This window comes from Pseudomonas sp. 300 (genome assembly GCF_055803035.1).
In genome coordinates this window covers 718,270-740,041 of sequence record NZ_JAVLRV010000001.1, presented here as the reverse complement: position 1 = coordinate 740,041, position 21,772 = coordinate 718,270, and the positions used below count along the sequence as shown (strand labels likewise).

Sequence of the window (21,772 nt, the reverse complement as noted above, 5' to 3'; positions counted from 1 at the left end):
CAGCATGGCAAGGTTGATCCTGTAGGCATCTACTACAGGGAGTGCGACCGATGTCCGAATCCACCACGTTTGATTTGCCGATTGCCGGCATGACCTGCGCCAGTTGCGCCGGGCGCGTCGAGCGTGCCTTGAGCAAAGTCATCGGCACCAGCGCCGTCAGCGTCAACCTGGCCACCGAGCAGGCGCGGGTTCAAGCGCCCAGCGACCGCTTGCCGGCGTTGATCGACGCGGTGCAGCAGGCCGGTTACAGCGTGCCGCAGCAGAGTCTGGAATTGAGCATCGACGGCATGACCTGTGCGTCCTGCGTCGGTCGGGTCGAGCGAGCGCTGGCCAAAGTGCCCGGCGTCAAAAGCGTCAGCGTCAACCTGGCCAACGAACGCGCCCACCTCGAACTGCTCGGGCAGATCGATCCGCAAACCCTGATCAGCGCAGTGACCAAGGCTGGCTACCACGCCAGCGTCTGGGAAGTCGAACACCCGACAACCGACACTCAACAACAGCGCCTGCACCGCGAACGCTGGGTGTTGATCATGGCGATCGCCCTCGCCTTGCCGCTGGTATTGCCGATGCTGCTGCAACCGTTCGGCGTGCACTGGATGCTCCCGGCGTGGGTGCAATTCGCGTTGGCAACGCCAGTGCAATTCATCTTCGGCGCACGCTTTTATGTGGCCGCCTGGAAAGCGCTGCGCGCCGGCGCCGGCAACATGGACTTGCTGGTCGCCCTCGGCACCAGCGCCGGCTATGGCTTGAGCCTCTACGAATGGGCCACCGCCGCCGGGCGTATGCCGCACCTGTACTTCGAAGCCTCTGCGGTCGTGATCGCCCTGGTGCTGCTGGGCAAATACCTCGAAAGCCGCGCCAAACGCCAGACCGCCAGCGCCATTCGCGCCCTCGAAGCCTTGCGCCCGGAGCGGGCGATTCAAGTCATCGACGGTCACGAGCAGGACGTGGCCATCAGCGCCTTGCGCCTGAATGATCTGGTGCTGGTGAAACCCGGCGAACGCTTTCCGGTGGACGGCGAAGTGGTCGAAGGCCAGAGCCACGCCGACGAAGCGCTGATCAGCGGCGAAAGCCTGCCGGTGCCGAAACAACCCGGCGACAAAGTCACCGGCGGCGCCATCAACGGTGAAGGTCGCCTGTTGGTTCGCACCCAGGCATTGGGGGCAGAAACCGTGCTCGCCCGCATCATCCGTCTGGTCGAAGACGCGCAAGCGGCGAAAGCACCGATTCAGAAACTGGTGGATAAAGTCAGCCAGGTGTTTGTGCCGACGGTGCTGCTGATTGCACTGGCGACCCTGATCGGTTGGTGGCTGTACGGCGCGCCGATGGAAACCGCGCTGATCAATGCCGTCGCGGTATTGGTGATCGCCTGCCCTTGCGCCCTCGGGCTGGCCACGCCAACGGCGATCATGGCCGGCACCGGTGTGGCTGCGCGCCACGGGATTTTGATCAAGGACGCCGAAGCACTGGAACGTGCCCATGAAGTCAGCGCGGTGGTCTTCGACAAGACCGGCACGCTGACTTCGGGCGCACCGCGCATCGCTCATCTGAACGCCATCGACGGTGACGAAGCCGCCCTGCTGCAAATGGCCGGCGCCCTGCAACGCGGCAGTGAACACCCCTTGGCCAAGGCCGTTCTGGATGCCTGTGCCGAACGCGGATTGACCGTGGCCGATGTCAGCGACAGCCAATCCCTGACCGGGCGCGGCATTGCCGGCAACCTCGACGGTCGGCGCCTGGCGCTGGGCAATCGTCGTTTGCTGGAAGAAAGCGGGTTGAGCGTGGGCCCATTGGCCGACGCGGCAACCGCATGGGAAACCGAAGGCCGGACCCTGTCCTGGCTGATCGAGCAAAGCCCCGAACCGACCGTGTTGGGTCTGTTCGCCTTCGGTGACACGCTCAAACCCGGTGCGCTGCAAGCGGTGCAACAACTCAGCGCCCGCCACATCAGCAGCCACTTGCTGACCGGCGATAATCGCGGCAGCGCCAAAGTGGTCGCCGAGGCATTAGGCATCACCGACGTGCACGCCGAAGTGCTGCCGGCCGACAAAGCCGCCACCGTCGCCGAATTGAAAAAAACCGGCGTGGTGGCGATGGTCGGTGACGGCATCAACGACGCCCCGGCCCTGGCCGCCGCCGACATCGGCATTGCCATGGGCGGCGGCACCGACGTCGCCATGCACGCGGCGGGCATCACCCTGATGCGCGGCGATCCACGTCTGGTGCCGGCGGCGCTGGAGATCAGCCGCAAGACCTACGCGAAGATTCGTCAGAACCTGTTCTGGGCCTTCGTCTATAACCTGATCGGCATTCCGTTGGCCGCGTTCGGTTTCCTCAACCCGGTGCTGGCCGGCGCGGCGATGGCATTGTCGAGCGTCAGCGTGGTGAGCAATGCGCTACTGTTGAAAACCTGGAAACCCAAGGATCTGGAGGACAACCGATGAACATCGGCCAAGCAGCCCGCCAAAGTGGACTGAGCGCGAAGATGATCCGTTATTACGAGTCCATCGGTTTGCTCAAGGAGGCCCATCGTACCGACAGCGGTTACCGGGTTTACGGCGCTGACGACTTGCACACGCTGGCCTTTATCAAGCGTTCGCGGGACTTGGGGTTCTCCCTGGAAGAGGTCGGCAAGCTGCTGACCCTCTGGCAGGACCGTCAGCGCGCCAGCGCTGACGTGAAGGCTTTGGCTCGTCAGCACATCGACGAGCTCAACCAGAAAATCCTCGAACTCGGTCAGTTGCGCGACACCCTGCAGGACCTGGTCGAGCACTGCCACGGCGATCACCGTCCGGACTGCCCGATCCTCAAAAATCTTGAGTCGGGTTGCTGCGCCGTACCCGCTCGCCCCTGATCGCGAGCACCTTCACCACCAGCAACGTGGTGAGAGGAATGCCGTGGAACAACAGCACCACGGCGCCGGGCGTCCACCATGAATAGAAGGGCGCGGCGATCAGCATACCGATGCCGAAGCCAGTCATTTGCAGCAAGGTCAGGAAGCTGAAAATCGGCAGGCGCAGATGGTCCGGTTCACGCTGCAGACGTGACATCAGACCGACCTCAGAGAAACCGTCGCCCAACCCTGCTGGCAGCGAGAACAGCAACAAACCGTAGAGGGTCTGTTGCTGAAACATCAGGATGAAGCCGCAGGACATCAGCAACACACCGAAGAAAAACCGCCGCTCCAGGTTGACGTTGCCCGAGCCTTTCAAGCGGCTGGCGATCCGCGCGCCGATGAGCTTGCCAACGGCCCATACCGCCAGCATCAGGCCCAGGGTGGTGCTCGCCGATTCCGGAGTCAGCAGCTTTGAAACAATCGGCAAGCCGACGTTGTGCGCGGCGCTGCCCAAGGTGTCGGCCATGGTGACCGCGAGCATGGCCGCCACCACCGGCGCAGTGCGCAGCCCCTGGCGCAGGGCTGACCATTCGCCTCGTCCATCATCGGGCTGCGCACCGGGAGGCGATCCGGCAAACCGCAGCGGCAGGATGAACAACGCGGCCAGCAGATAAGTGACCACGTTCAGCGCGAAGACCGTTTCAAAGCCAAACGCCGCCACCAACAGACCGGCCACCAGACTTCCGCCGACCATCGCCGCCGACGACGCGGAGGTGATCCAGGCGTTGGTCTTGAGCAAGTGCTCGCCATCTATCAAGTGCGGCAACTGGCTGTTGAGGCCGATGGCGAACATTGAATTGCCCAAGCCCAGGCCAAAAGCGATCACCGGCAGAAAAAGCGCTTGTTGGCTGACGGGCAGCACCAGCAGCAATCCCAGCAGCCCGGCGCGCAGCAGGTCAAAAGCGATCAATGGCAGACGCCCGGCCCAGCGGCGATAAAACCTCGTGCCGATCAGACTGGCGACAATCCCGCCACCCACGCGACTGGCGAGGAAGATGCCGACGCTCATGGCGCTGTTGCTGAGCAGGTAGACATAGGTGGCCAGGGCGACCATGTTGAGGAACGCGCCGAAGTCCGAGACCAAACGGGCGGCGATGATCAACTGGGCGTTGCGGGTGGAGGTGTTCACATTCAATCCTTGAGTGTGGGGTGTATGGCGTTGTGGATTGTCTGGCCTGACGCCATCGCGGGCAAGTCGGATCGCCGCACCGCACGCTCCCACAAGTTGAGTGTCAGCCGCTCATTCAATGGACGACACATGACCTGTGGGAGCGTGGCTTGCCCGCGATGCAGGCGACGCGGTTTCAAAACAGTGCCCCCATAAAAAACCCGGCCGAAGCCGGGTTTCTTTTCAACCGATCACTGCATCCAGGGTGGAGGCGGTTCTTCGGTTTTGCCGGGCGGCGCATCATCTGCCGCGCGGACCGCTTGTTTGCGTTCTTCATCCAGGCGTGCCGCCTCGATTTCGCGTATGACCCCGCCGACGTCGGCCAACTCTTCCGGCTCGTCGAACTCGCCGGTCAAGACACTGGCCGGGTGCAAGGTGCCGGCTTCGTACAACGCCCACATTTCCTTGGCGTACTTGGTCTTTTTCAACTCCGGGGCAAACCGCCCGAAGTAGGAGGCCATGTTGCCCACGTCACGCTCCAGCATGCTGAACGCGTGGTTGTTGCCCGCCGCGTCGACCGCTTGCGGCAAGTCGATGATGACCGGGCCGGTCGGCGTCAACAGGACGTTGAACTCGGACAGGTCACCGTGCACCAGACCGGTACACAACATCAGCACGATCTGCGAGATCAGGAACGCGTGATATTCGCGCGCCTGGTCCGGCTCCAGCACCACGTCGTTCAGACGCGGCGCGGCATCGCCGTACTCGTCGGCGACCAGCTCCATCAACAGCACGCCTTCAAGGAAGTCGTAAGGCTTAGGAACCCGCACACCCGCGCCGGCCAGACGGAACAGCGCCGCCACTTCGGCGTTCTGCCAGGCGTCCTCGGTTTCTTTCTTGCCGAACTTGGAGCCCTTGGCCATCGCCCGAGCCTGACGGCTGTTGCGTACCTTGCGACCTTCCTGATACTCGGCCGCCTGACGGAAACTGCGTTTATTCGCCTCCTTGTAGACCTTCGCGCAACGTAACTCGTTGCCACAGCGCACCACATAAACAGCTGCTTCTTTACCACTCATGAGTGGGCGCAGCACCTCGTCGACCAGACCGTCCTCGATCAGGGGTTCAATGCGTTTTGGAGTCTTCATCAGCTTTTATTGTGGGTCCTTTATTACCAAACACGCGAAAGTCATTCGTTATACGGCAATCCACTCATTCGGGGGAGGGGTTGCCGACCTATGAACGTAGCGGATGCACACAATGTGCCGAAAAAAACCGGCAAACCCGCCGATGCCCATCGACCGACAAGGATCATAGCCGAGCCGGCAGCACTTGTTGGAGAAGGGATGCGAGGGGATTTACGACAGAATCCGACATACCGATCTCTATCCACCGCAGGATTTTTTTCAATAGCCCTAAATTTCCGCCTTCAGCAGCCGAAGTCATCAGTAACAAAGTGAATTGTCCGACGATCGTTCCGACAAAAAACGATGACGCGCCCAAGGGATCGGGTTCAAAAAGTACGTTTACGGCTGCCAATAATTCCGCGAGTCATCTGCACTGCGTGGGCCTACAAGAAAATCTGGAGCGCGGATGAACATCAAACAGAAGTTGACGTGGGCGTTTGCAATCATTGCCTGCTTGCCCGTGGTACTGGTTGCCACCCTCGTTGTGCTGAACTTGCGCAGTGATGCCAAGGACGAATTCGTCGACAACAGCGGTCGCGAGATCCGTCAGGTCAGCAACGCCATGCAACTGTTCTTCGACGGCATCAGCCAGAACGTCGAATACCTGGCCAAGCAACCGCTGATCACAAACTCCGACGACAGCCTCAAGACCTACATGAATGCCAACGCCGCCAGCATTCCCCAAGGCGAGATGGACAAAAAAGTCTTCGGTTTCCTGCAAGACCTGGGCAACGCCCATCCGTCCTACGCCTACGCGATCCTCGGCACAGCGGCCGGCGGTTACGTGTCGTGGCCGGACGATGCCAAGCTGGCCAACTACGACCCGCGCCAGCGGCCGTGGTACAAGGCGGCCCAGGCCAAACCGGGCAAGCCGTTCCGTACCGAGGCCTATTACTGGGCCGAAAATGATACGTCCTACGTCAGCACCGTACGCACCATCGACAACAAGCTGGGCACCAACGGCGGCGTGGTCAGCATCGACGTTTCGCTCAAACAACTCACCGAACTGGTCAAACAGATCAAGCTCGGCGAAACGGGCTACCTGATGTTGCTGGAAAACTCCGGCACCGTCCTGGTCGATCCGAAACAACCGGAAAACAACTTCAAGGCCCTGGGCAGCCTCGGCGAGGGTTATGCGCAACTGGCCAAGGCCGGCAAAGGCCTGGTCGAAGTCGAACTCAATGGCGAGCGCTACATGGCCAACGTCTGGCCGTCCGAGCAACTGGGCTGGACCTTCATCGGCCTGATCAAGCAAAGCGATGTGATGAGCACCGCGACCCAACTGACCTGGTTGATCGCAATCATCGCCGCCGTGCTGGCCGTGGTCTTCGCCATCGTCGGCGCCAGTTTCGCCAGCGTCATCGTGCGTCCGATCCGCAGCGTGGCCGATGGCCTGGAAGGTATCGCCCAGGGTGAAGGCGACCTGACCAAAAACCTGCAAATCCGTGGCAGCGACGAAACCGCGCAACTGGCCAACTGGTTCAACCAGTTCCTGACCGCGATTCGCAACCTGATTCAAAGCATCGGCGGCGCCGCGACCAAAATCCTCGCCACCTCCAAGAGCTCGACCCAGGTCTCCAGCGACATGGCCGAAGCGGCCGGACGTCAGCGTGAAGCCGTGGACATGGTGTCCACCGCGTTCCACGAAATGGTCGCCACCGCCAACGAAGTCGCACGCTCGTGCAGCCAGGCGGCTGAGTCGGCCGACAGTGGCCAGCGCCAGGCGCGCGAAGGTCAGCAACAGATTGATGCAGCCGTGACCAGCGTTGATCGCCTGAGCCAGGAAATCGAACAATCGGCGCAGTCGATGCAACAACTTGAGCGCGACAGCAATGACATCCAATCGATTCTCGGGACTATCCGTTCAATCGCCGAACAGACCAACCTGCTGGCGCTGAACGCCGCTATCGAGGCGGCGCGGGCCGGTGAACAAGGTCGCGGTTTTGCGGTGGTGGCGGACGAAGTGCGGGCACTGGCCAAACGCACGGCCGACTCCACGGCGGAAATCGACGGTCTGCTCGGCAACCTCGCCAAGCGCACCAGCCAGGTGACTCAGCAAATGCACGCAAGCCTGGAAGTGTCGCAACAGTCGGTGACCCGCATCGGCGAGGCGCGCAGCAGCTTCGGGCTGATTCGTGAATCGGTGGACGTGATCCGCGACATGAACACCCAGATCGCCACGGCCGCTGAACAGCAGCATCAGGTGGCCGAAGACATTAACCGGCACATCAGCCAGATTCATGGCGATGCACAGTTGGTGGCCGAACTGGCGAACTCGGCGCGGCTTGATTCGCAGAGCCTGGCCGGGTTGTCGAATGAGCTGGACGGGTTGGTTCGCCGTTTCAAAACCTGATCCAGCATCGCGTCGCGTCAATCGCGGGCAAGCCCGCTCCCACAGAGTTTTGCGCTGTCCTTGTGGGAGCGGGCTTGCCCGCGATGAGGCCGTCACTGCCTGAACAATTCTCCCGGCGTAAACCCGAACAACCCTTTGAATGCCGCAATAAACGCCGATGTCGAGTCATATCCACACGACAACGCGGCATTCGTCACGCTGTCCCCCTCCTCCAGCAAACTCAACGATGACAGTAGCCGCATCCGTTGCCGCCAGCTGCGAAAACTCAGCCCGGTTTCACGCTGGAACAAGCGCATCAGGGTTTTCTCCGACGTGCCCAGTCGCTGCGCCCACTCCTGCAAGGTCACGTTGCGCTCCGGACTTTCGATCAGCTCGTTGCACAGGCCCAGCAAGCGCTCATGGCGCGGCAACGGCAGCGAGAAACCGACTTCGGGCAGATTCGCCAACTGGTCCAGCAACACACTCACCAGCCGCGCTTGCGGGCTGTCGCCCTGTGGATATTCCACGGGCAGCAGGCAAAAACTCTTGATCAACTCCCGGGCCAGCGGCGTCACCTCCAGCACCCGACACCGGTCGTCCGCCCATTGGCAATCCTCACGACGCACATAAAGGCTGCGCATCTCGGCGCGCATCGAGGTCACGACCTGATGCTCGACATCCGCCGGAATCCAGATCCCCCACTGCGGCGGCGCAAAGAAACTGCCCTCGGCAGTGTGCACACCGAGAACGCCGCTGATCGCGTAGGAAAACTGCACCCAGTCGTGGCGGTGAGACGACGTCCACGAACCGGCGTTCAGGCTTTCCGCCCGCGCATACAGTGGGCGCGGCAGCACGGTCAGTGCGGGAATTGTTCGTTCGAGGGAGAGTTGTCCGTTAGTCGGCATTGATGAGCCTTGTGTCGCAAGGTTGCTAAAGAGTCGACGTTAGGCCAAGCCACTCCCGCATTCAACACCGCTGATCCCCTGTGGGAGCGAGCCTGCTCGCGATGGCGGACTGTCAGACGACATTAATGTTGAATGTGCCGCAGCCATCGCGAGCAGGCTCGCTCCCACAGGTCTTGATTCAACGCTCAACGATTGCGGTGACGCCTTGCCCACCCGCCGCACAAATCGAGATCAGCCCTCGCCCCTTGCCTGCAGCGTCGAGCAACTTCGCCAGGCTCGCCACAATACGTCCGCCAGTGGCGGCAAACGGATGCCCCGCCGCCAGCGAACTGCCTTTGACGTTGAGCCGGCTGCGGTCGATGGAGCCCAGTGGCGCATCGAGGCCGAGGCGGGTTTTACAGTACTCGGGATCTTCCCAGGCCTTCAAGGTGCAGAGTACTTGCGCGGCGAAGGCTTCGTGGATTTCGTAGTAATCGAAGTCCTGCAAGGTCAGGCCATTGCGCGCCAGCAAACGCGGCACCGCGTACACCGGCGCCATCAACAGCCCTTCGGCACCGTTGACAAAATCCACCGCCGCCGCCTCGCCATCGCGCAAATACGCGAGGATCGGCAAGCCGCGCTCCTTCGCCCATTCTTCACTGCCCAGCAGCACCAGCGACGCGCCGTCGGTGAGCGGCGTCGAGTTACCGGCGGTCAGCGTGCCTTTGGCGCCTTTCTCGAAGGCGGGTTTGAGCGAGGCGAGTTTTTCCAGGGTCAGGTCCGGGCGCAGGTTGTTGTCGCGGGTCAGACCGAGAAACGGCGTCATCAGGTCGTTGTGCCAGCCTTCGGTATACGACGCTGCCATTTTCTGATGACTTTCCAGCGCCAGTTGATCCTGCTCGGCGCGCGGAATGCTCCAGGTCTGCGCCATCAACTCGCAATGATCGCCCATAGACAGTCCAGTGCGCGGCTCGCCGTTGCGCGGAAACTCCGGAATGAGATGCCCAGGCCGCAGTTGCAAAAAGGTTTTCAGTTTGTCGCCAGTGGTCTTGGCACGGTTAGCTTGCAGGAGGATTTTGCGCAGCCCTTCGTTGATGCCGATCGGCGCGTCGGACGTGGTGTCGACGCCACCGGCAATGCCGCACTCAATCTGGCCCAGAGCGATTTTATTGGCCACCAGCAACGCCGCTTCCAGACCGGTGCCGCACGCTTGCTGAATGTCATAGGCCGGCGTGGTCGGCGACAGCCGTGAGCCAAGCACGCATTCGCGGGTCAGGTTGAAGTCCCGGGAATGCTTGAGCACTGCGCCCGCCGCCACTTCGCCCATGCGCAAACCGTGCAGGTTGAAACGCTCGATCAGGCCTTCGAGTGCGGCGGTGAGCATCGCCTGGTTACTCGCGGTGGCGTACGGCCCGTTGGAGCGGGCGAAGGGAATCCGGTTACCGCCGATGATCGCGACGCGACGCAGCTGAGTCATGAAAAGCTCCTGATGAAAATCCAAATGTGCGCTAAACCCCTACAGGGATCGCCACAAAATCCCGGGATAAAACCAATCTGCAATGTCCAAGCGTAGGCCTTATCTCGTGGATCGAACGACTGATTGCCATTCGTGGTCCACACTTTGAACCCCAGCTGCTGGAGCGCGTTCCATGTCTGACCGCTATATCGACTTCGTCAATTCATCCATCGGCCATCGTCTGGTCGGGGCCTTGGGTCTGCCGGCGCCGGTTCGGCTGGAACGCTGGCAGGCGGGCCGACTGCGTCCTGTCGAAGGGGCGCTGTTGATCGGCGGCGGGCCGCTGGCACAGAACGTCAGCGCTTTCGCCAACCGCCTGACCGATGCGATTTACAGCTACGGCAGCGAGCCTTCGATCGCCACCGCGTGGATTCCCGGTCACGGCCCGAAGCTAAAGGCAGTGGTGTTCGACGCCAGTCATCTGGTGCACACCGACCAGCTCAAACAGCTGCGCGAGTTCTTCCAGCCACTGATGAAAAACCTCGACGACTCTGCGCACCTGGTCATTCTCGGGCGCGCGCCGCAGACGTTGAGCGATCCGTTTGCGGCCAGCGCTCAGCGTGCACTGGAAGGTTTCAGTCGTTCGCTGGCCAAGGAACTGCGCAGTGGCGGCACCTTGCAACTGATTCACGTCGGCGAAGGTGCCGAGGATCAACTGGAAGGCCCGCTGCGGTTTTTCCTTTCGCCAAAAAGTGCGTTCGTCTCCGGGCAAGTGATTGGTCTGACCCCCTGCGCCACGCCGGTGACGGACTGGACGCGTCCGTTGTCGGGGCTCAAGGCGCTGGTCACCGGCGCCGCGCGCGGCATCGGTGCATCGATTGCCGAAACCCTGGCCCGTGACGGCGCCGAAGTGATCCTGCTCGACGTGCCTGCGGCGAAAACCGATCTGGACGCCCTCGCCGCACGCCTCGGCGGACGCAGCATCACACTGGACATCTGCGCCGAAGATGCCGCCACGCAGTTGATCGAACAGTTACCTGACGGCGTCGACATCGTGGTGCACAACGCCGGTATCACCCGCGATAAAACCCTGGCCAATATGACCCCGGAATTCTGGGACGCCGTGCTCGCGGTCAACCTCAATGCCCCGCAAGTGTTGACCAAGGCATTGCTCGACAGTGGCACCTTGCGCGACAACGGCCGGGTGATTTTGCTGGCGTCCATCAGCGGCATCGCCGGCAATCGAGGGCAAACCAATTACGCGGCGAGCAAGGCGGGTTTGATCGGTCTGGCCCAGGCCTGGGCGCCGCTGCTCAACGCGCGCGGCATCAGCATCAACGCGGTGGCGCCGGGGTTCATCGAGACGCAAATGACTGCGCACATTCCGTTCGGCCTGCGTGAAGCCGGCCGACGCATGAGTTCGCTGGGCCAGGGCGGCCTGCCGCAAGACGTTGCCGAAGCGGTGGCCTGGCTGGCACAACCGGGCACAGGCGCGTTCACCGGACAAGCGCTGCGGGTCTGTGGACAAAGTGTTTTGGGGGCTTAGCGATGATCACTGATTGGCACACACTCAACCGCGAACCGAGCCTGCCAGGGTTGTACGTGCAGGCCGCGACGCGCCGCAAGATCACCGGCACGACGCTGCCCGATTCGGGTTTGCGTTGCTGGGTCGATGTCGATCCGAAACGCCTGGCGGCTTATCGCAACGTCTGCGGGTTTGCCGACAATGGTTTGTTGCCGCCGACGTATCCCCACATCCTGGCGTTTGCGTTGCAGATGCAACGGCTGACTGCCAAGGATTTCCCCTTCCCGCTGCTGGGGTTGATTCATCTGAGCAACCGCATTCGCGTCCTGCGGCCCATGGGCGGCGTCAACCGTGCGCGGGTCAGCGTGCAGGTGCAGAACCTGCAACCCCATGCCAAGGGGGCGACGTTCGACCTGCTGACCACGCTCGATGATCAGCTCGGGCCGTTGTGGGAAGCGCAAAGCCGGATGCTCTGTCGCGGGGTCAAACTGGAAGGCGAGCCGGTCGAGGATGTGCTGACTTCGACGTTGCCGCTGACTGAAGTCACCCGCTGGAAAGCGCCGGCAGACATTGGCTGGCAATACGCCAAAGTGTCCGGGGACTACAACCCGATTCACCTGAGTGCAATGAGCGCCAAACTGTTCGGTTTCCCGACAGCCATTGCCCATGGGTTGTGGAACAAGGCGCGGACACTCGCGGCGCTGAGCGATCACTTACCGATCGCCAACGTCGAGATTGCCGTGCAGTTTCGCAAGCCGGTACGCCTGCCCAGCGAGGTGACTCTGCTCGCCAGCACAGCGGGGGCCAGCGGCGATTTCCAATTGGTAGGCGCGGCGGAGCTGGAGCACATGGTCGGGCAATGGCGACCGGTTGCCTGACAGCAGATTCGAACCCCACACATAACCTGCAGGCGCTGGCTTGCCAGCGATGAGACCTTCGGATGTGCGTTGATTTTCAGGCCGCCATCGCTGGCAAGCCAGCTCCCACAGGATCGCGTCGGGTCAGTGACTCGGGATGGATACCTGGTTAATTGTGTATATATAACTTAAGTTTTTCTGCTGCCTCCAACCCTCCCCCCTAAAACTGCCCCATTGATTTAAAACGGATTTTTCTTTGACACTTCTCCCAAGGTATTAGTCCTTAGGCGGCACCCGCACGCCCGTATATAAGGGGTTAATACCAACTGGAGAATGGTGATTCAGAGCCTTTGCGATTGTTATGTGGACAACGGACGAAGGCATTGCCGACGACAGAACCGGCGAGCTATCGAAAACAACGACGTTGTTACAGGTGCAAGGAATCTCACTCATGAACACTCACGTTTGGTGTAATTCGGCAACAGCATTGGCGCTTGTCCTCTCTCTCGGCCTGACCGGATGCAGCAGCGGCGGCGGTGGTCATCACAGCAGCTCCGACGGCTCGTCCCCTGACAGCACGAACACGACGGGCGCCGGTGGCGCAAGTGGTGGCGGTACGGGCGGCGGCACCGGTGGAGGTACAGGCGGTGGTGGCCCGACCACGCCGACTGTCTCGCCGCTGGTGACCACCACACTGGTACAGGATGTCGGCACAACCGTCAGCGGCCTCGGCGATGGCGTCGGGCAGCTCGGCAATTCCCTGAGTTCAGTTCCCGTGGTGGGTGGCGTGGTTCAAAGCGTCGCCAACACCGCCGGCAATGTGGTCACCACACTGGGTGACGGCTTGGGCAACGGCATTGGCAAACTGGCCACCGACCCGAATGGCCTTGGCGTCACGGCCGCCTCGGTGGGCGGCGTGGTACAGGATGTCGGCAACGGTGTCTCCGATGTCAGCGGCAAGCTCGCCACCGCGACCAGCAGCGTCCCGCTGGTGGGCGGCGTGGTCACCAAAGTCGCGCCAGTGCTCGATGGCGTCGGCGAGAGAGTCACCATGCTCGGCGACACCTTGAGCACCGCAACCACCACAGGTCCTTTGGGTTCGGTGACCAAGGAAGTCGGAAGCAAACTGGTGCCGGTGATTGCCCTGGTCGAGAACACCACGGACAAAGTGGGCGACGCCACCGGCCTGGGCGATCCGCTCAAAGGCGTGATCAAGAAAGTCGGCGATACCGTCGATGGCGTGGGTGACAACGTCGCCGATGCCGGCAATGGCAATCCAGTGACCGACACCCTCGGCAACGCCCTGAGCGACACCGGCACCGCGGTTGGCAAGGCTGGTGGCCTGGTGTCCAACGGCAAGGATTCAGGCACCGGCAGCGGCGGTGGTCTGGGTGGCAACGGCCTGCTGGAAACCGTCGGCGGCGCGGTGGTCAATCTCGGCCAGGGCCTGGGCGCCAGTAACGGGGTGGTCGGCACGGCTGGCAAAAACGCTGTTGCCGGCGGCAATCTGGTCGCCACTGTAGGCGGCGGCCTGGGCGGCAGCGGTGTCGCCAATCTCGGCCCGACCGCCGCACAGGCCAGCGTCGGTGGCAACATCGGCACAGCGCTCAACCCGGTGACCAGCGCCGTCACCGGCCTCACCCAAAACGTCGGCGCCGCCACCGGCCTCGGCAGTCCGATCGCGGGTCTGACCGGCCAGGCCGGCGGCGCGGTCGCCAACCTCGGCGGCGCGATTGTCGCCAGCAATGCCAACCCGGTCACTGCGGCACTGGGTAACACTGTCACCTCCTTGGGCAATACCGTCACCGGCGTTGGCGGGTTGGCCAATGGCGGGACCGGCGGTGGTCTGGGCGGACTCCTCGGTGGCCTGGGCGGCAACAAACGCTGAATTGCACCTGGCCGATTCGACGGCCTTACCTACAGCGCCTACGCTTGGTTGGAGGCGGAAGATTCGCATGAGTCTTCCGCCCTTTCTTTGGAACACGAAGATCCAAATGATGTAGCGAATTGAACAGGGAGTGTCCTATGCGCGTTGCGTCTTTGCTGTTGCTCACCGTCAGTACCTGTACCTTTGCAGACACCCTTCCGAGTTTTCTCAACAGCAACGAAACCATTCGCAACCTCCCTGTCCCGAACCTCCCCGCCGACGCCTACCGCCCGACCTCTGCGCCGCTGCAAGTGCCGGAGCCCGGAGCGACCCAGGGCCAACCGTTGATGATGGGTACCAAAGTCACCCTCAAAACCGTGCAGATCGAAGGCGGGACGATTTACCCGCTCGGCGAACTGGCAACGCTCTTCCAGCCGTTGCTCGGCCACGAAACCAGCCTCGCCGATCTGATCGAAGCCACCCGCAGCATCACGCGTCGCTATCAACAGGACGGGTATCTACTGTCCTACGCGTTTCTGCCTCAACAGTCGTTCGACAATGGCGTGGTGCGCGTGGTGCTGGTGGAGGGTTACATCAAGGATTACCGGTTGCAGGGCGACGTCGGGCGGGTCAAGGGTCTGCTCGACAAACTGGTGGCCAAACTGCAAACCGAGCGCCCCCTGACGCGCAAGACTTTCGAGCGCTACACCACGCTGATGAGCCGCATTCCCGGCGTGACCTTGCAGGCACAAGTGCCGCCGCCGGGCACCACCGACGGCGCGGCTTACCTCGTTGCCCAGGCCAGTCGCAAGCCGTTTACCAGCTCACTGAGTGCGACCGAGGACAACCGCAACGGCACCCAGGCCTTGCTCGGCGCGAGCAGCAACTCGCAGACGGCCATGGGTGAACAACTGAGCCTCAGCGGACTGTTTCCACCCGGGGACGACGATGAGCATTATTACCGCCTGGACTACAACCAGTTCCTCAACGCAGAAGGCACGCAGCTGGCCTTGTCCGCCTCGCGTTACCGCGCCGACCCGGGCACCAACGTGCAACTGGACAACGGCATCGAACTCAAACCGCACCGGGAAAACGATCGCTACTCCATTGGCTTCAGTCACCCGTTCATTGCTTCGCCCAACGAGCTGCTCGGCGCTGGTGCGCGGTTGTACGCGGTCAACGACAAGACGCGTTATCAGGTCGTCGGCTTCCCGCTGACCCTTGAGGAACGCACCGACATTCGCGCCCTCGCCTTCGAAAGCGACTGGCGCAAGGCCGATGAAAAACAACTGCGCATTCTCAGCGGCGGGCTGTATCAGGGCATCGACGGCATGGGAGCAAAAACCAACAACCCTGAGCTAGACCTGGACTTCTTTCGCTTGCGGTTCTCAGGGGTGCAGAGCGACAAGTTTTTCGACAACTGGCAGGGAGTGATTTCGGCCGCGCTGTACTGGAGCGACGACACCTTGCCCGAAAGTGAACGCGCGGTTTTCGGCGGACAGAACTTCGGCCGCGGCTACCCCGATGACCAGGCCTCGGGCGACAAGGGTTGGGGCGTGGCGTATGAGCTGAACTACAGCTTCAACCGCGACGGCAATTGGGTCAGGGTGCTGCAACCTTATGTGGTGATGGATCGCGCCAGGACCTGGTTCAACGAGTTGCCGATCAAGGGCAACAACCTGTCCTCGGCGGCGGTCGGATTGCGATTTGGCGACGCGAAGTACTACAACATCGCGCTTGAAGCGGCCAAGCCGATGTCGGATGAGGCGCTGGATACGTTCAATCGCAAGCCGAGGTACAGCATCAGTTTCAGTTATCAGTTGTAGGCCGGGCACCCCGCCCCTGCAGAAACCGCAAAGGCTGAGCGATTGGGACTTCAGGACGTCATCGCTGGCAAGTCGAAGCGTCACTCCGCAGCGCCGACAGGGTCCGATGGTGTTGGGGGGATTGCTAAGGACTCGCCAGATTCAGCCGTGGTTGCGGAAACAGAGTGTTCAACGTCTCCAGCAACCGCACGTGATAAATCGGCTTGCGATACAGGTCGAGCACCTGCAAGCGCAACATGTCACTGACGTCCTCCATGTCCGCATGCCCCGACGTCACAATCACCGGCAAATGCTGACGCGACGTGTGCTCGCGCAACCGCTTGATCAACGACATGCCGCTCTCCTCCGGCATCCGCAGATCAGTGATGACCAACGCGATATCGGGGTGACGAGTCAGGTGGTGCAGCGCGAGCTTGACCGACGTGGCGGTGAGGCAATCAAAACCCTCGCCCTCCAGCAACTCTGCCAGTTCAAGCAACGCATCTTCCTCGTCATCGACCAGCAGAAGTTGTTGGCGCGCAACAGCGGGCGCGTTCATAGGCAACACCTGGAATGAACTATCGCTAACGTTGGATTTTTTAATTGCGGCAACTTACGGAGTGCCACCCAATGCCGTGGTGATTTTTCCAAAGATAGTCGTGATCGTCGTGCCCATTCCCGCACTGAGCCCCGCAATGACTACAGCCACCATCGCCGCAACAATCGCGTACTCGATACCTGAAGCCCCCTCAGTGTCTTTTGCCAAACCTTTGTAAAAAGCGATTTCGGATTTGATCTTCTGAGCGAGCTTGGTGAAGGACATGACATTTCTCCTTGATGGCGGCGGGTGTTGCGCTGTCGCAACATGATTCCCCTATGCCAGCATCAGCATTGTCGGCATTCCCCCTGCCAACAACTGTAAAAACGAATTATCACTAAAGTACTAGCCCTTTCGTTGACGTTAAAAAAACCGCATGCTTTGCGCCCTTCGCCAGTTATTTTCAAAGCAGTAATGGCGTTTCGCTCTAGCTGCGCTACCGTCAAATAGCGAAATAGTTCAAGTTCATAGCTGCCTGTTTGAGAAGTTGTCTCGTTGGAAAAGACGAGGTTGTTTGAGCAGCAGGAAAGGGAGAGCCGTTATGAACAGTCGTGTCACCCTGGGCCTGGCCGGCGTGCTGCTGGTGGGCGCCATGATTGCCGGTTACTGGGGCCTGACGCTAAGCCGTCAACCCACTGCCGAACCTGTCGCGCAAGTTGACAGGGGTTCGTCCGATCCCACCCCACAGGCACCTGCTTCCGTCGAGGATCCCACCCGTCATCCGGTGGTAGTACTGCTGCGGGACCTCGCGCCGTTCGAGCAAATCACCGCAGCCGACGTGGCCGTGGAAAAACTCGCCATCGTCCCCGCCGGCAGCCTGAGCCGGATCGATCAAGCCATCGGAAAGACGACCTGGCGCGCCCTGGCCGCCGGCACCTGGCTCAATGACGAAAGCTTCGAGGCCGGCAGCAAACTGGCGCGAATGATTCGCCCCGATGAGCGCGCCCTCGCCGTGGCCGTCGATGAAGTTATCAATGCTGGAGGGCAACTGACGCCCGGGGATTATGTAGATGTGCTGCTGTTTTTGCGTCTGGACAGCAACAACCCGCAGCCATCGGCTCAATTGGTGGTCCCGGCCCTGCGCGTACTCGCGGTCGGCGAGCAGTTGGGGCTGACCAACGACGGCCAACCCGCCAGCCCGGCGCACAGCAGCGAAGAAAAGCTCAAGCAGGAACAGTCGCGCGTCAGCGCGCGGACGGTGGTGCTCGCCGTTCCCGAAGCACTCTTGAGTCGTCTGATGCTTGCGGCTCAGGCCGGGGTGTTGCGCCTGGCGGTACGCAGCGCCGAGGAGAAACGCCTGGCCCGTTACTGGGCTGGCGAAAGCGAGGCTTCGGCCAACCTCGCCGACACCAACCGCGAGCTGATCCAGTTCAACCAATTGGCCATGACGCCCGCGCCCAAGCCCATCACCACCAGCAGCATCGTCGCAGCACCGCGCAAGTCGAGTGTGGAAGTCATTCGCGGCAACGAAATCACGCAACAAACTCCCTGAATCGTGCAAGGACGCATCTAAATGCGCAGACGTTCCATGCCCATGTTTCAAGGCCTGCTCTGGGTCACTTTGTTAAGCGGACTGCCGCTGACGGCGACGTTCGCCGCCGTTGGAAATTGCGCCGCACTCGCGGCATTGCCGGCAGTGCTGGAAGTCGGAGAAGGGCTGCAAAAGGAGGTGCAGGCCCCGGTGGCGATCACGCGAGTGGCCGTGGGCGATCCGAAAATCGCCGACGTGCGTGTCAATGGCAACCAAGCCTTTTTGCTCACTGGTATGGCGCCCGGCGCCACCAGCCTGATGGTCTGGACAGCCTGCGCCAGCGCACCGCGCCAGAGCATGGTGTTCGTTCAGGGGCGGGCCACGGCGGCCATGACCACTGCCACGCAACTGCCGTCCGATAACCCGTTGCTGCCGTCGCAAGTGCAGACCGATATCCGCTTTGTCGAAGTCAGCCGGACCAAACTGAAAGAGGCCGGCACCTCGATTTTCGGCAAGGCCTCGAACAACTTTCTCTTCGGCGCCCCTGGCACGGTACCCAACACCGGCGTCACGCCGGGCGTCGTGCCGCTGTTCAATATCGATCCACGTATCGCGGCGCCGAGCATTCCCTTGCTCAACGACAGCTTCAACATTGTCTGGGGCGGTGGCAGCAGCAAATTCCTCGGTATCGTCAACGCCCTGGAAGGCAGCGGCTTCGCCTACACCCTGGCGCGACCAAGCCTGGTGGCCCTCAGCGGACAGAGTGCGAGTTTCCTCGCGGGTGGTGAAATCCCGATCCCCGTGCCCAGCGCCAACAGCAACAGCTACTCCATCGAATACAAGGAGTTCGGTATCCGCCTGACGCTCACGCCGACCGTGGTCAGCCACGACCGCATCGCCCTCAAAGTGGCACCGGAAGTCAGCGAACTGGATTACAACAACGGCGTGACCATCGGCGGCACCACCGTGCCGGCGTTCACCATTCGCCGCACCGACACCAGCATCTCGCTGGCCGACGGCGAGAGTTTCGTCATCAGCGGTTTGATCAGCACGCACAACGCGTCCGAAGTCAGCAAGTTTCCCGGGCTGGGCGATATTCCGATTCTCGGTGCGTTCTTCCGCAACTCTCAGCTCAAGCGCGAAGAACGCGAACTGCTGATGATTGTCACGCCGCACCTGGTGCAACCGCTGGCCGCCAACGCACAGTTGCCCTCGTTGCCCGGGGAAAAACTGCGCAACTACGACCCGAACTGGTATCGCCTGTACTTCCTCGAAAACGGCAACTTCGACAAACGCAGCGGGTTATCGCAATGAGCCAGAGTCCAAGCCTGAGTCAGACCTTCCTCGCGATTACACGCAACAGCACCGACCTTGAGTGGCTGCAAGGCGCCCTCGCGCCATTGGGCCAGGTGGTCAGCGCCGGTGGCGGCAGCCTCGACGAGTTGCTGGCGCTGGTGGACGTGACCTTCGCCACCCTGGTATTCGTCGGCCTCGATCGTGAACACGTGGTGGCCCAGAGCGCATTGATCGAAGGTGCGCTGGAAGCCAAACCGATGCTCGCGATCGTCGCGCTGGGCGACGGCATGGACAATCAGCTGGTACTCAATGCGATGCGCGCCGGTGCCCGGGATTTCGTCGCGTATGGCTCGCGCTCCAGTGAGGTCGCCGGCCTGGTGCGCCGGCTGAGCAAACGCATGCCGTCGGTGGCGCCGAATACACAACTGGGCGGGTTGACCGTGCTCTACGGCGTGCAGAGCAACGCCGACGGGGCACTGCTTGCCACCCACATGGCGCAAGTGGTGCAGAAGAGTGGGCAGCAAACGCTGTTGCTCGACCTTGGCCTGCCACGCGGCGACAGCCTGGCACTGCTCGGCCTGGAAAGCTCGTTTCACTTCGGCGATGCCCTGCGGCATTTGCGGCGCCTCGATGCGACGCTGATCGACAGCGCGTTCACCAGCTGTGATGCCGGGCTGCGAATCCTCGCCTATGCCAATAACGATGAGCCCCTGGACCACACCAGCGCCGCCGAGTTGTACATGTTGCTCAGCGCCTTGCGCCAACACTTCCAGCACATCGTGGTGAACCTCACCGGCCAGTCCGACAGTGAAGCCTTGCGCACCTTTGTCAGCCATTGCGACAAGTTGATCTGGTACACCGACCAGAACGTGATCGACTGCCGCCGTAATCTGGCCCTGCTCACCCTCTGGCGCGAAAAAGGCATGAAGCTCGATCACGCCCGACTGCTGGTGGACCGCTACCTGCGCAACGTTCCGCCGGACTCGGAAACCCTGGGTAAAAGCTTCGGCATGGAAGTCATCGCAACGCTCGCCTACAGCCCGGAAGTACGCCTCAATGCCAAAAACCAGGGCGTCACCCTGTTTGAACTGGCCCCCCGCGAAGGCCTGACCCAAAGCCTGCGGAACCTCGGCGAATGCCTGGCCAGGCGCTCCGAAGGCCTGACGAAACCCAAGGCGGGCTGGTTCACCCGCTTGAGGGGCACGCCATGAACGGCGAAAAACTGTTCGGCGCTCCGGTGCGCACCACCACTGGCAACACGGACCACGAAGGCCTCAAACTGGTGCTGCACCGCTACATCATCGACGCCATTGAAGAGTCGGGAAAAAACCTGCTGGAAGGCTCGCGGCAAGTGTTGTCGCAGTTCGTCATCGACAAAGTAGCCGAGTACATCGCCCGTTTGCACCTGGCGATTTCCCGCTATGAGATGGAGCGTCTGGCCGAAGAAATCGTCGATGAGCTCACCGGTTTCGGACCGTTGGAAGTGCTGCTGCGCGATCCGGCGGTCAGCGAAATCCTGGTCAACGGGCCGCATCGGGTGTTCGTCGAACGCGACGGCGTCCTGCATCAGAGCGACCTGCGTTTTATCGACGCGCATCACGTCGAACGCGTGATGCAGCGGATCCTCGCCCCCCTCGGCCGACGCTTGGACGAGTCATCGCCGATGGTCGATGCGCGCTTGCCGGATGGCAGCCGGGTCAACGCGATCATTCCCCCGATCGCCCTCGACGGCCCGTGCCTGTCGATTCGAAAATTCCGCAAAGACATGCTCAAAAGCACCGACCTGATGGCGATGCAAACCATCGATCAGGCGATCCTGGAGTTCATTCAGGAGGCCGTGGGCAAACGCTGCAACATCCTGATCAGCGGTGGCACCGGCACCGGCAAAACCACGTTGCTGAACATCCTCAGCCAGTTGATCAGCCCGCACGAACGGCTTGTCACCATCGAGGACGTGGCCGAACTGCAACTCGGCCACCCGCACGTCGTGCGCCTCGAAACCCGGCCGCCGAATGCCGAGGGCCACGGCGAAGTGAAGGCCAGCGACCTGATCCGCAACGCCCTGCGGATGCGTCCCGACCGAATCATCCTCGGCGAGATTCGCGGCGTCGAAGTGGTCGATGTGCTCACCGCGATGAATACCGGCCACGACGGTTCCATGAGCACCGTGCACGCCAACAACGCCCAGGATGCGCTGTTGCGTCTGGAAACGCTGGTCGGCCTGACCGGCCGCACCATCGCCGAACGGACCCTGCGGCAAATGATCTGCGCGGCGCTGGACGTGGTGATTCAGTTGACGCGCATGCCCGATGGCCGCCGCTGTGTCAGCGAAGTGGTGGAGGTGATCGGCATCCGCGACGACGTCTACGTCACCAACACCCTGTTCCGTCTCGACCGGCGCGGCGGGTTCGGTTTCCTGCGCGAGGCGGTCAACCCCGCTGGCGACAAACTGCGCCGCGAGTCGGCGCTTTCTCCCTCCGCGTATTGAAGGCC

The 21,772-nt window shown here is 61.8% G+C and carries 17 protein-coding genes and 1 pseudogene; 12 read left to right on the top strand and 6 right to left on the bottom strand.

Features of this window, described 5'->3' with window-relative positions; translation table 11 throughout:
* The first annotated feature begins 50 nt into the window (after nucleotides 1-50).
* Together Q7W83_RS03355 and cueR are read left to right on the top strand one after the other, a co-directional pair.
* On the top strand, nucleotides 51-2,444 hold the full coding sequence (locus Q7W83_RS03355; protein ID WP_473655668.1) for a heavy metal translocating P-type ATPase: 2,394 nt from the start codon (nucleotides 51-53) through the stop codon (nucleotides 2,442-2,444).
* Nucleotides 2,441-2,854 carry a Cu(I)-responsive transcriptional regulator gene (gene cueR / locus Q7W83_RS03350; RefSeq protein ID WP_150639590.1) on the top strand — a complete coding sequence of 138 codons (414 nt, stop codon included), beginning with the start codon at nucleotides 2,441-2,443 and terminating at the stop codon, nucleotides 2,852-2,854. The genes Q7W83_RS03355 and cueR overlap by 4 nt, the downstream gene beginning before the upstream one ends.
* Here cueR and Q7W83_RS03345 read toward each other — a convergent pair.
* Both Q7W83_RS03345 and Q7W83_RS03340 read right to left on the bottom strand, forming a co-directional pair.
* Nucleotides 2,808-4,025 carry an MFS transporter gene (locus Q7W83_RS03345; RefSeq protein ID WP_150639591.1) on the bottom strand — a complete coding sequence of 406 codons (1,218 nt, stop codon included), beginning with the start codon at nucleotides 4,023-4,025 and terminating at the stop codon, nucleotides 2,808-2,810. The two genes, cueR and Q7W83_RS03345, sit on opposite strands and share 47 nt — an antisense overlap.
* A gap of 230 nt (nucleotides 4,026-4,255) precedes the next feature.
* Entirely contained in the window at nucleotides 4,256-5,149 is an 894-nt protein-coding gene (locus Q7W83_RS03340) for a PA4780 family RIO1-like protein kinase (RefSeq protein WP_010463815.1), read from the bottom strand.
* 445 nt (nucleotides 5,150-5,594) lie between these two features.
* Between Q7W83_RS03340 and Q7W83_RS03335 the strand changes: the two are divergent.
* Together Q7W83_RS03335 and Q7W83_RS03330 are read left to right on the top strand one after the other, a co-directional pair.
* Nucleotides 5,595-6,683, top strand: a pseudogene (locus Q7W83_RS03335) (cache domain-containing protein); the annotation flags it as partial.
* Nucleotides 6,684-6,773: 90 nt separating this feature from the next.
* Complete coding sequence (locus Q7W83_RS03330) at nucleotides 6,774-7,541, top strand: methyl-accepting chemotaxis protein (protein WP_412072603.1); 768 nt, start codon at nucleotides 6,774-6,776, stop codon at nucleotides 7,539-7,541.
* Nucleotides 7,542-7,633: 92 nt separating this feature from the next.
* On the opposite strand, the gene Q7W83_RS03325 is transcribed toward Q7W83_RS03330, so the two are convergent.
* Nucleotides 7,634-8,425 (bottom strand): AraC family transcriptional regulator, encoded by a 792-nt coding sequence (locus Q7W83_RS03325; RefSeq protein ID WP_150639592.1) that lies wholly within the window; start codon nucleotides 8,423-8,425, stop codon nucleotides 7,634-7,636.
* A gap of 178 nt (nucleotides 8,426-8,603) precedes the next feature.
* Nucleotides 8,604-9,881 (bottom strand): acetyl-CoA C-acetyltransferase, encoded by a 1,278-nt coding sequence (locus tag Q7W83_RS03320; RefSeq protein WP_473655667.1) that lies wholly within the window; start codon nucleotides 9,879-9,881, stop codon nucleotides 8,604-8,606.
* Nucleotides 9,882-10,053: 172 nt separating this feature from the next.
* Here Q7W83_RS03320 and Q7W83_RS03315 point away from each other — a divergent pair, with 172 nt between their 5' ends.
* The 4 genes from Q7W83_RS03315 to Q7W83_RS03300 all read left to right on the top strand — a co-directional run bounded on the left by Q7W83_RS03315 (nucleotide 10,054) and on the right by Q7W83_RS03300 (nucleotide 15,935).
* Nucleotides 10,054-11,406, top strand: a complete 1,353-nt coding sequence (locus Q7W83_RS03315; protein ID WP_473655666.1) for a 3-oxoacyl-ACP reductase — start codon at nucleotides 10,054-10,056, stop codon at nucleotides 11,404-11,406.
* A gap of 2 nt (nucleotides 11,407-11,408) precedes the next feature.
* Nucleotides 11,409-12,263 carry a MaoC family dehydratase gene (locus Q7W83_RS03310; RefSeq protein WP_473655665.1) on the top strand — a complete coding sequence of 285 codons (855 nt, stop codon included), beginning with the start codon at nucleotides 11,409-11,411 and terminating at the stop codon, nucleotides 12,261-12,263.
* A 430-nt stretch (nucleotides 12,264-12,693) separates the two neighbouring features.
* Nucleotides 12,694-14,130 carry a collagen-like triple helix repeat-containing protein gene (locus tag Q7W83_RS03305; RefSeq protein WP_473655664.1) on the top strand — a complete coding sequence of 479 codons (1,437 nt, stop codon included), beginning with the start codon at nucleotides 12,694-12,696 and terminating at the stop codon, nucleotides 14,128-14,130.
* 137 nt (nucleotides 14,131-14,267) lie between these two features.
* Nucleotides 14,268-15,935, top strand: coding sequence for a ShlB/FhaC/HecB family hemolysin secretion/activation protein (locus Q7W83_RS03300; protein WP_473655663.1), 1,668 nt, complete (start codon nucleotides 14,268-14,270; stop codon nucleotides 15,933-15,935).
* Between the two features lie 124 nt (nucleotides 15,936-16,059).
* Here the strand turns inward: Q7W83_RS03300 and Q7W83_RS03295 are convergent, their stop codons facing one another.
* Both Q7W83_RS03295 and Q7W83_RS03290 read right to left on the bottom strand, forming a co-directional pair.
* Nucleotides 16,060-16,473 (bottom strand): response regulator, encoded by a 414-nt coding sequence (locus tag Q7W83_RS03295; protein WP_150634548.1) that lies wholly within the window; start codon nucleotides 16,471-16,473, stop codon nucleotides 16,060-16,062.
* A gap of 54 nt (nucleotides 16,474-16,527) precedes the next feature.
* The gene (locus Q7W83_RS03290; protein ID WP_150654572.1) at nucleotides 16,528-16,737 is read right to left on the bottom strand and encodes a Flp family type IVb pilin; all 210 of its coding nucleotides are present in this window, start codon (nucleotides 16,735-16,737) and stop codon (nucleotides 16,528-16,530) included.
* Nucleotides 16,738-17,053: 316 nt separating this feature from the next.
* Here Q7W83_RS03290 and cpaB point away from each other — a divergent pair, with 316 nt between their 5' ends.
* The 4 genes from cpaB to Q7W83_RS03270 are packed head-to-tail and all read left to right on the top strand — an operon-like array spanning nucleotide 17,054 to nucleotide 21,767.
* Nucleotides 17,054-18,004, top strand: coding sequence for a Flp pilus assembly protein CpaB (gene cpaB, locus Q7W83_RS03285; protein ID WP_150634546.1), 951 nt, complete (start codon nucleotides 17,054-17,056; stop codon nucleotides 18,002-18,004).
* A gap of 21 nt (nucleotides 18,005-18,025) precedes the next feature.
* Nucleotides 18,026-19,297, top strand: a complete 1,272-nt coding sequence (locus tag Q7W83_RS03280; RefSeq protein WP_150634545.1) for a type II and III secretion system protein family protein — start codon at nucleotides 18,026-18,028, stop codon at nucleotides 19,295-19,297.
* A complete protein-coding gene (locus tag Q7W83_RS03275) occupies nucleotides 19,294-20,490 on the top strand; it encodes a CpaE/TadZ family protein (RefSeq protein WP_458377961.1) in 1,197 nt (398 codons plus the stop codon). Before Q7W83_RS03280 ends, Q7W83_RS03275 begins: the two co-directional genes overlap by 4 nt.
* On the top strand, nucleotides 20,487-21,767 hold the full coding sequence (locus Q7W83_RS03270; protein ID WP_150634543.1) for a CpaF family protein: 1,281 nt from the start codon (nucleotides 20,487-20,489) through the stop codon (nucleotides 21,765-21,767). The genes Q7W83_RS03275 and Q7W83_RS03270 overlap by 4 nt, the downstream gene beginning before the upstream one ends.
* The last annotated feature ends 5 nt before the right edge of the window (nucleotides 21,768-21,772 follow it).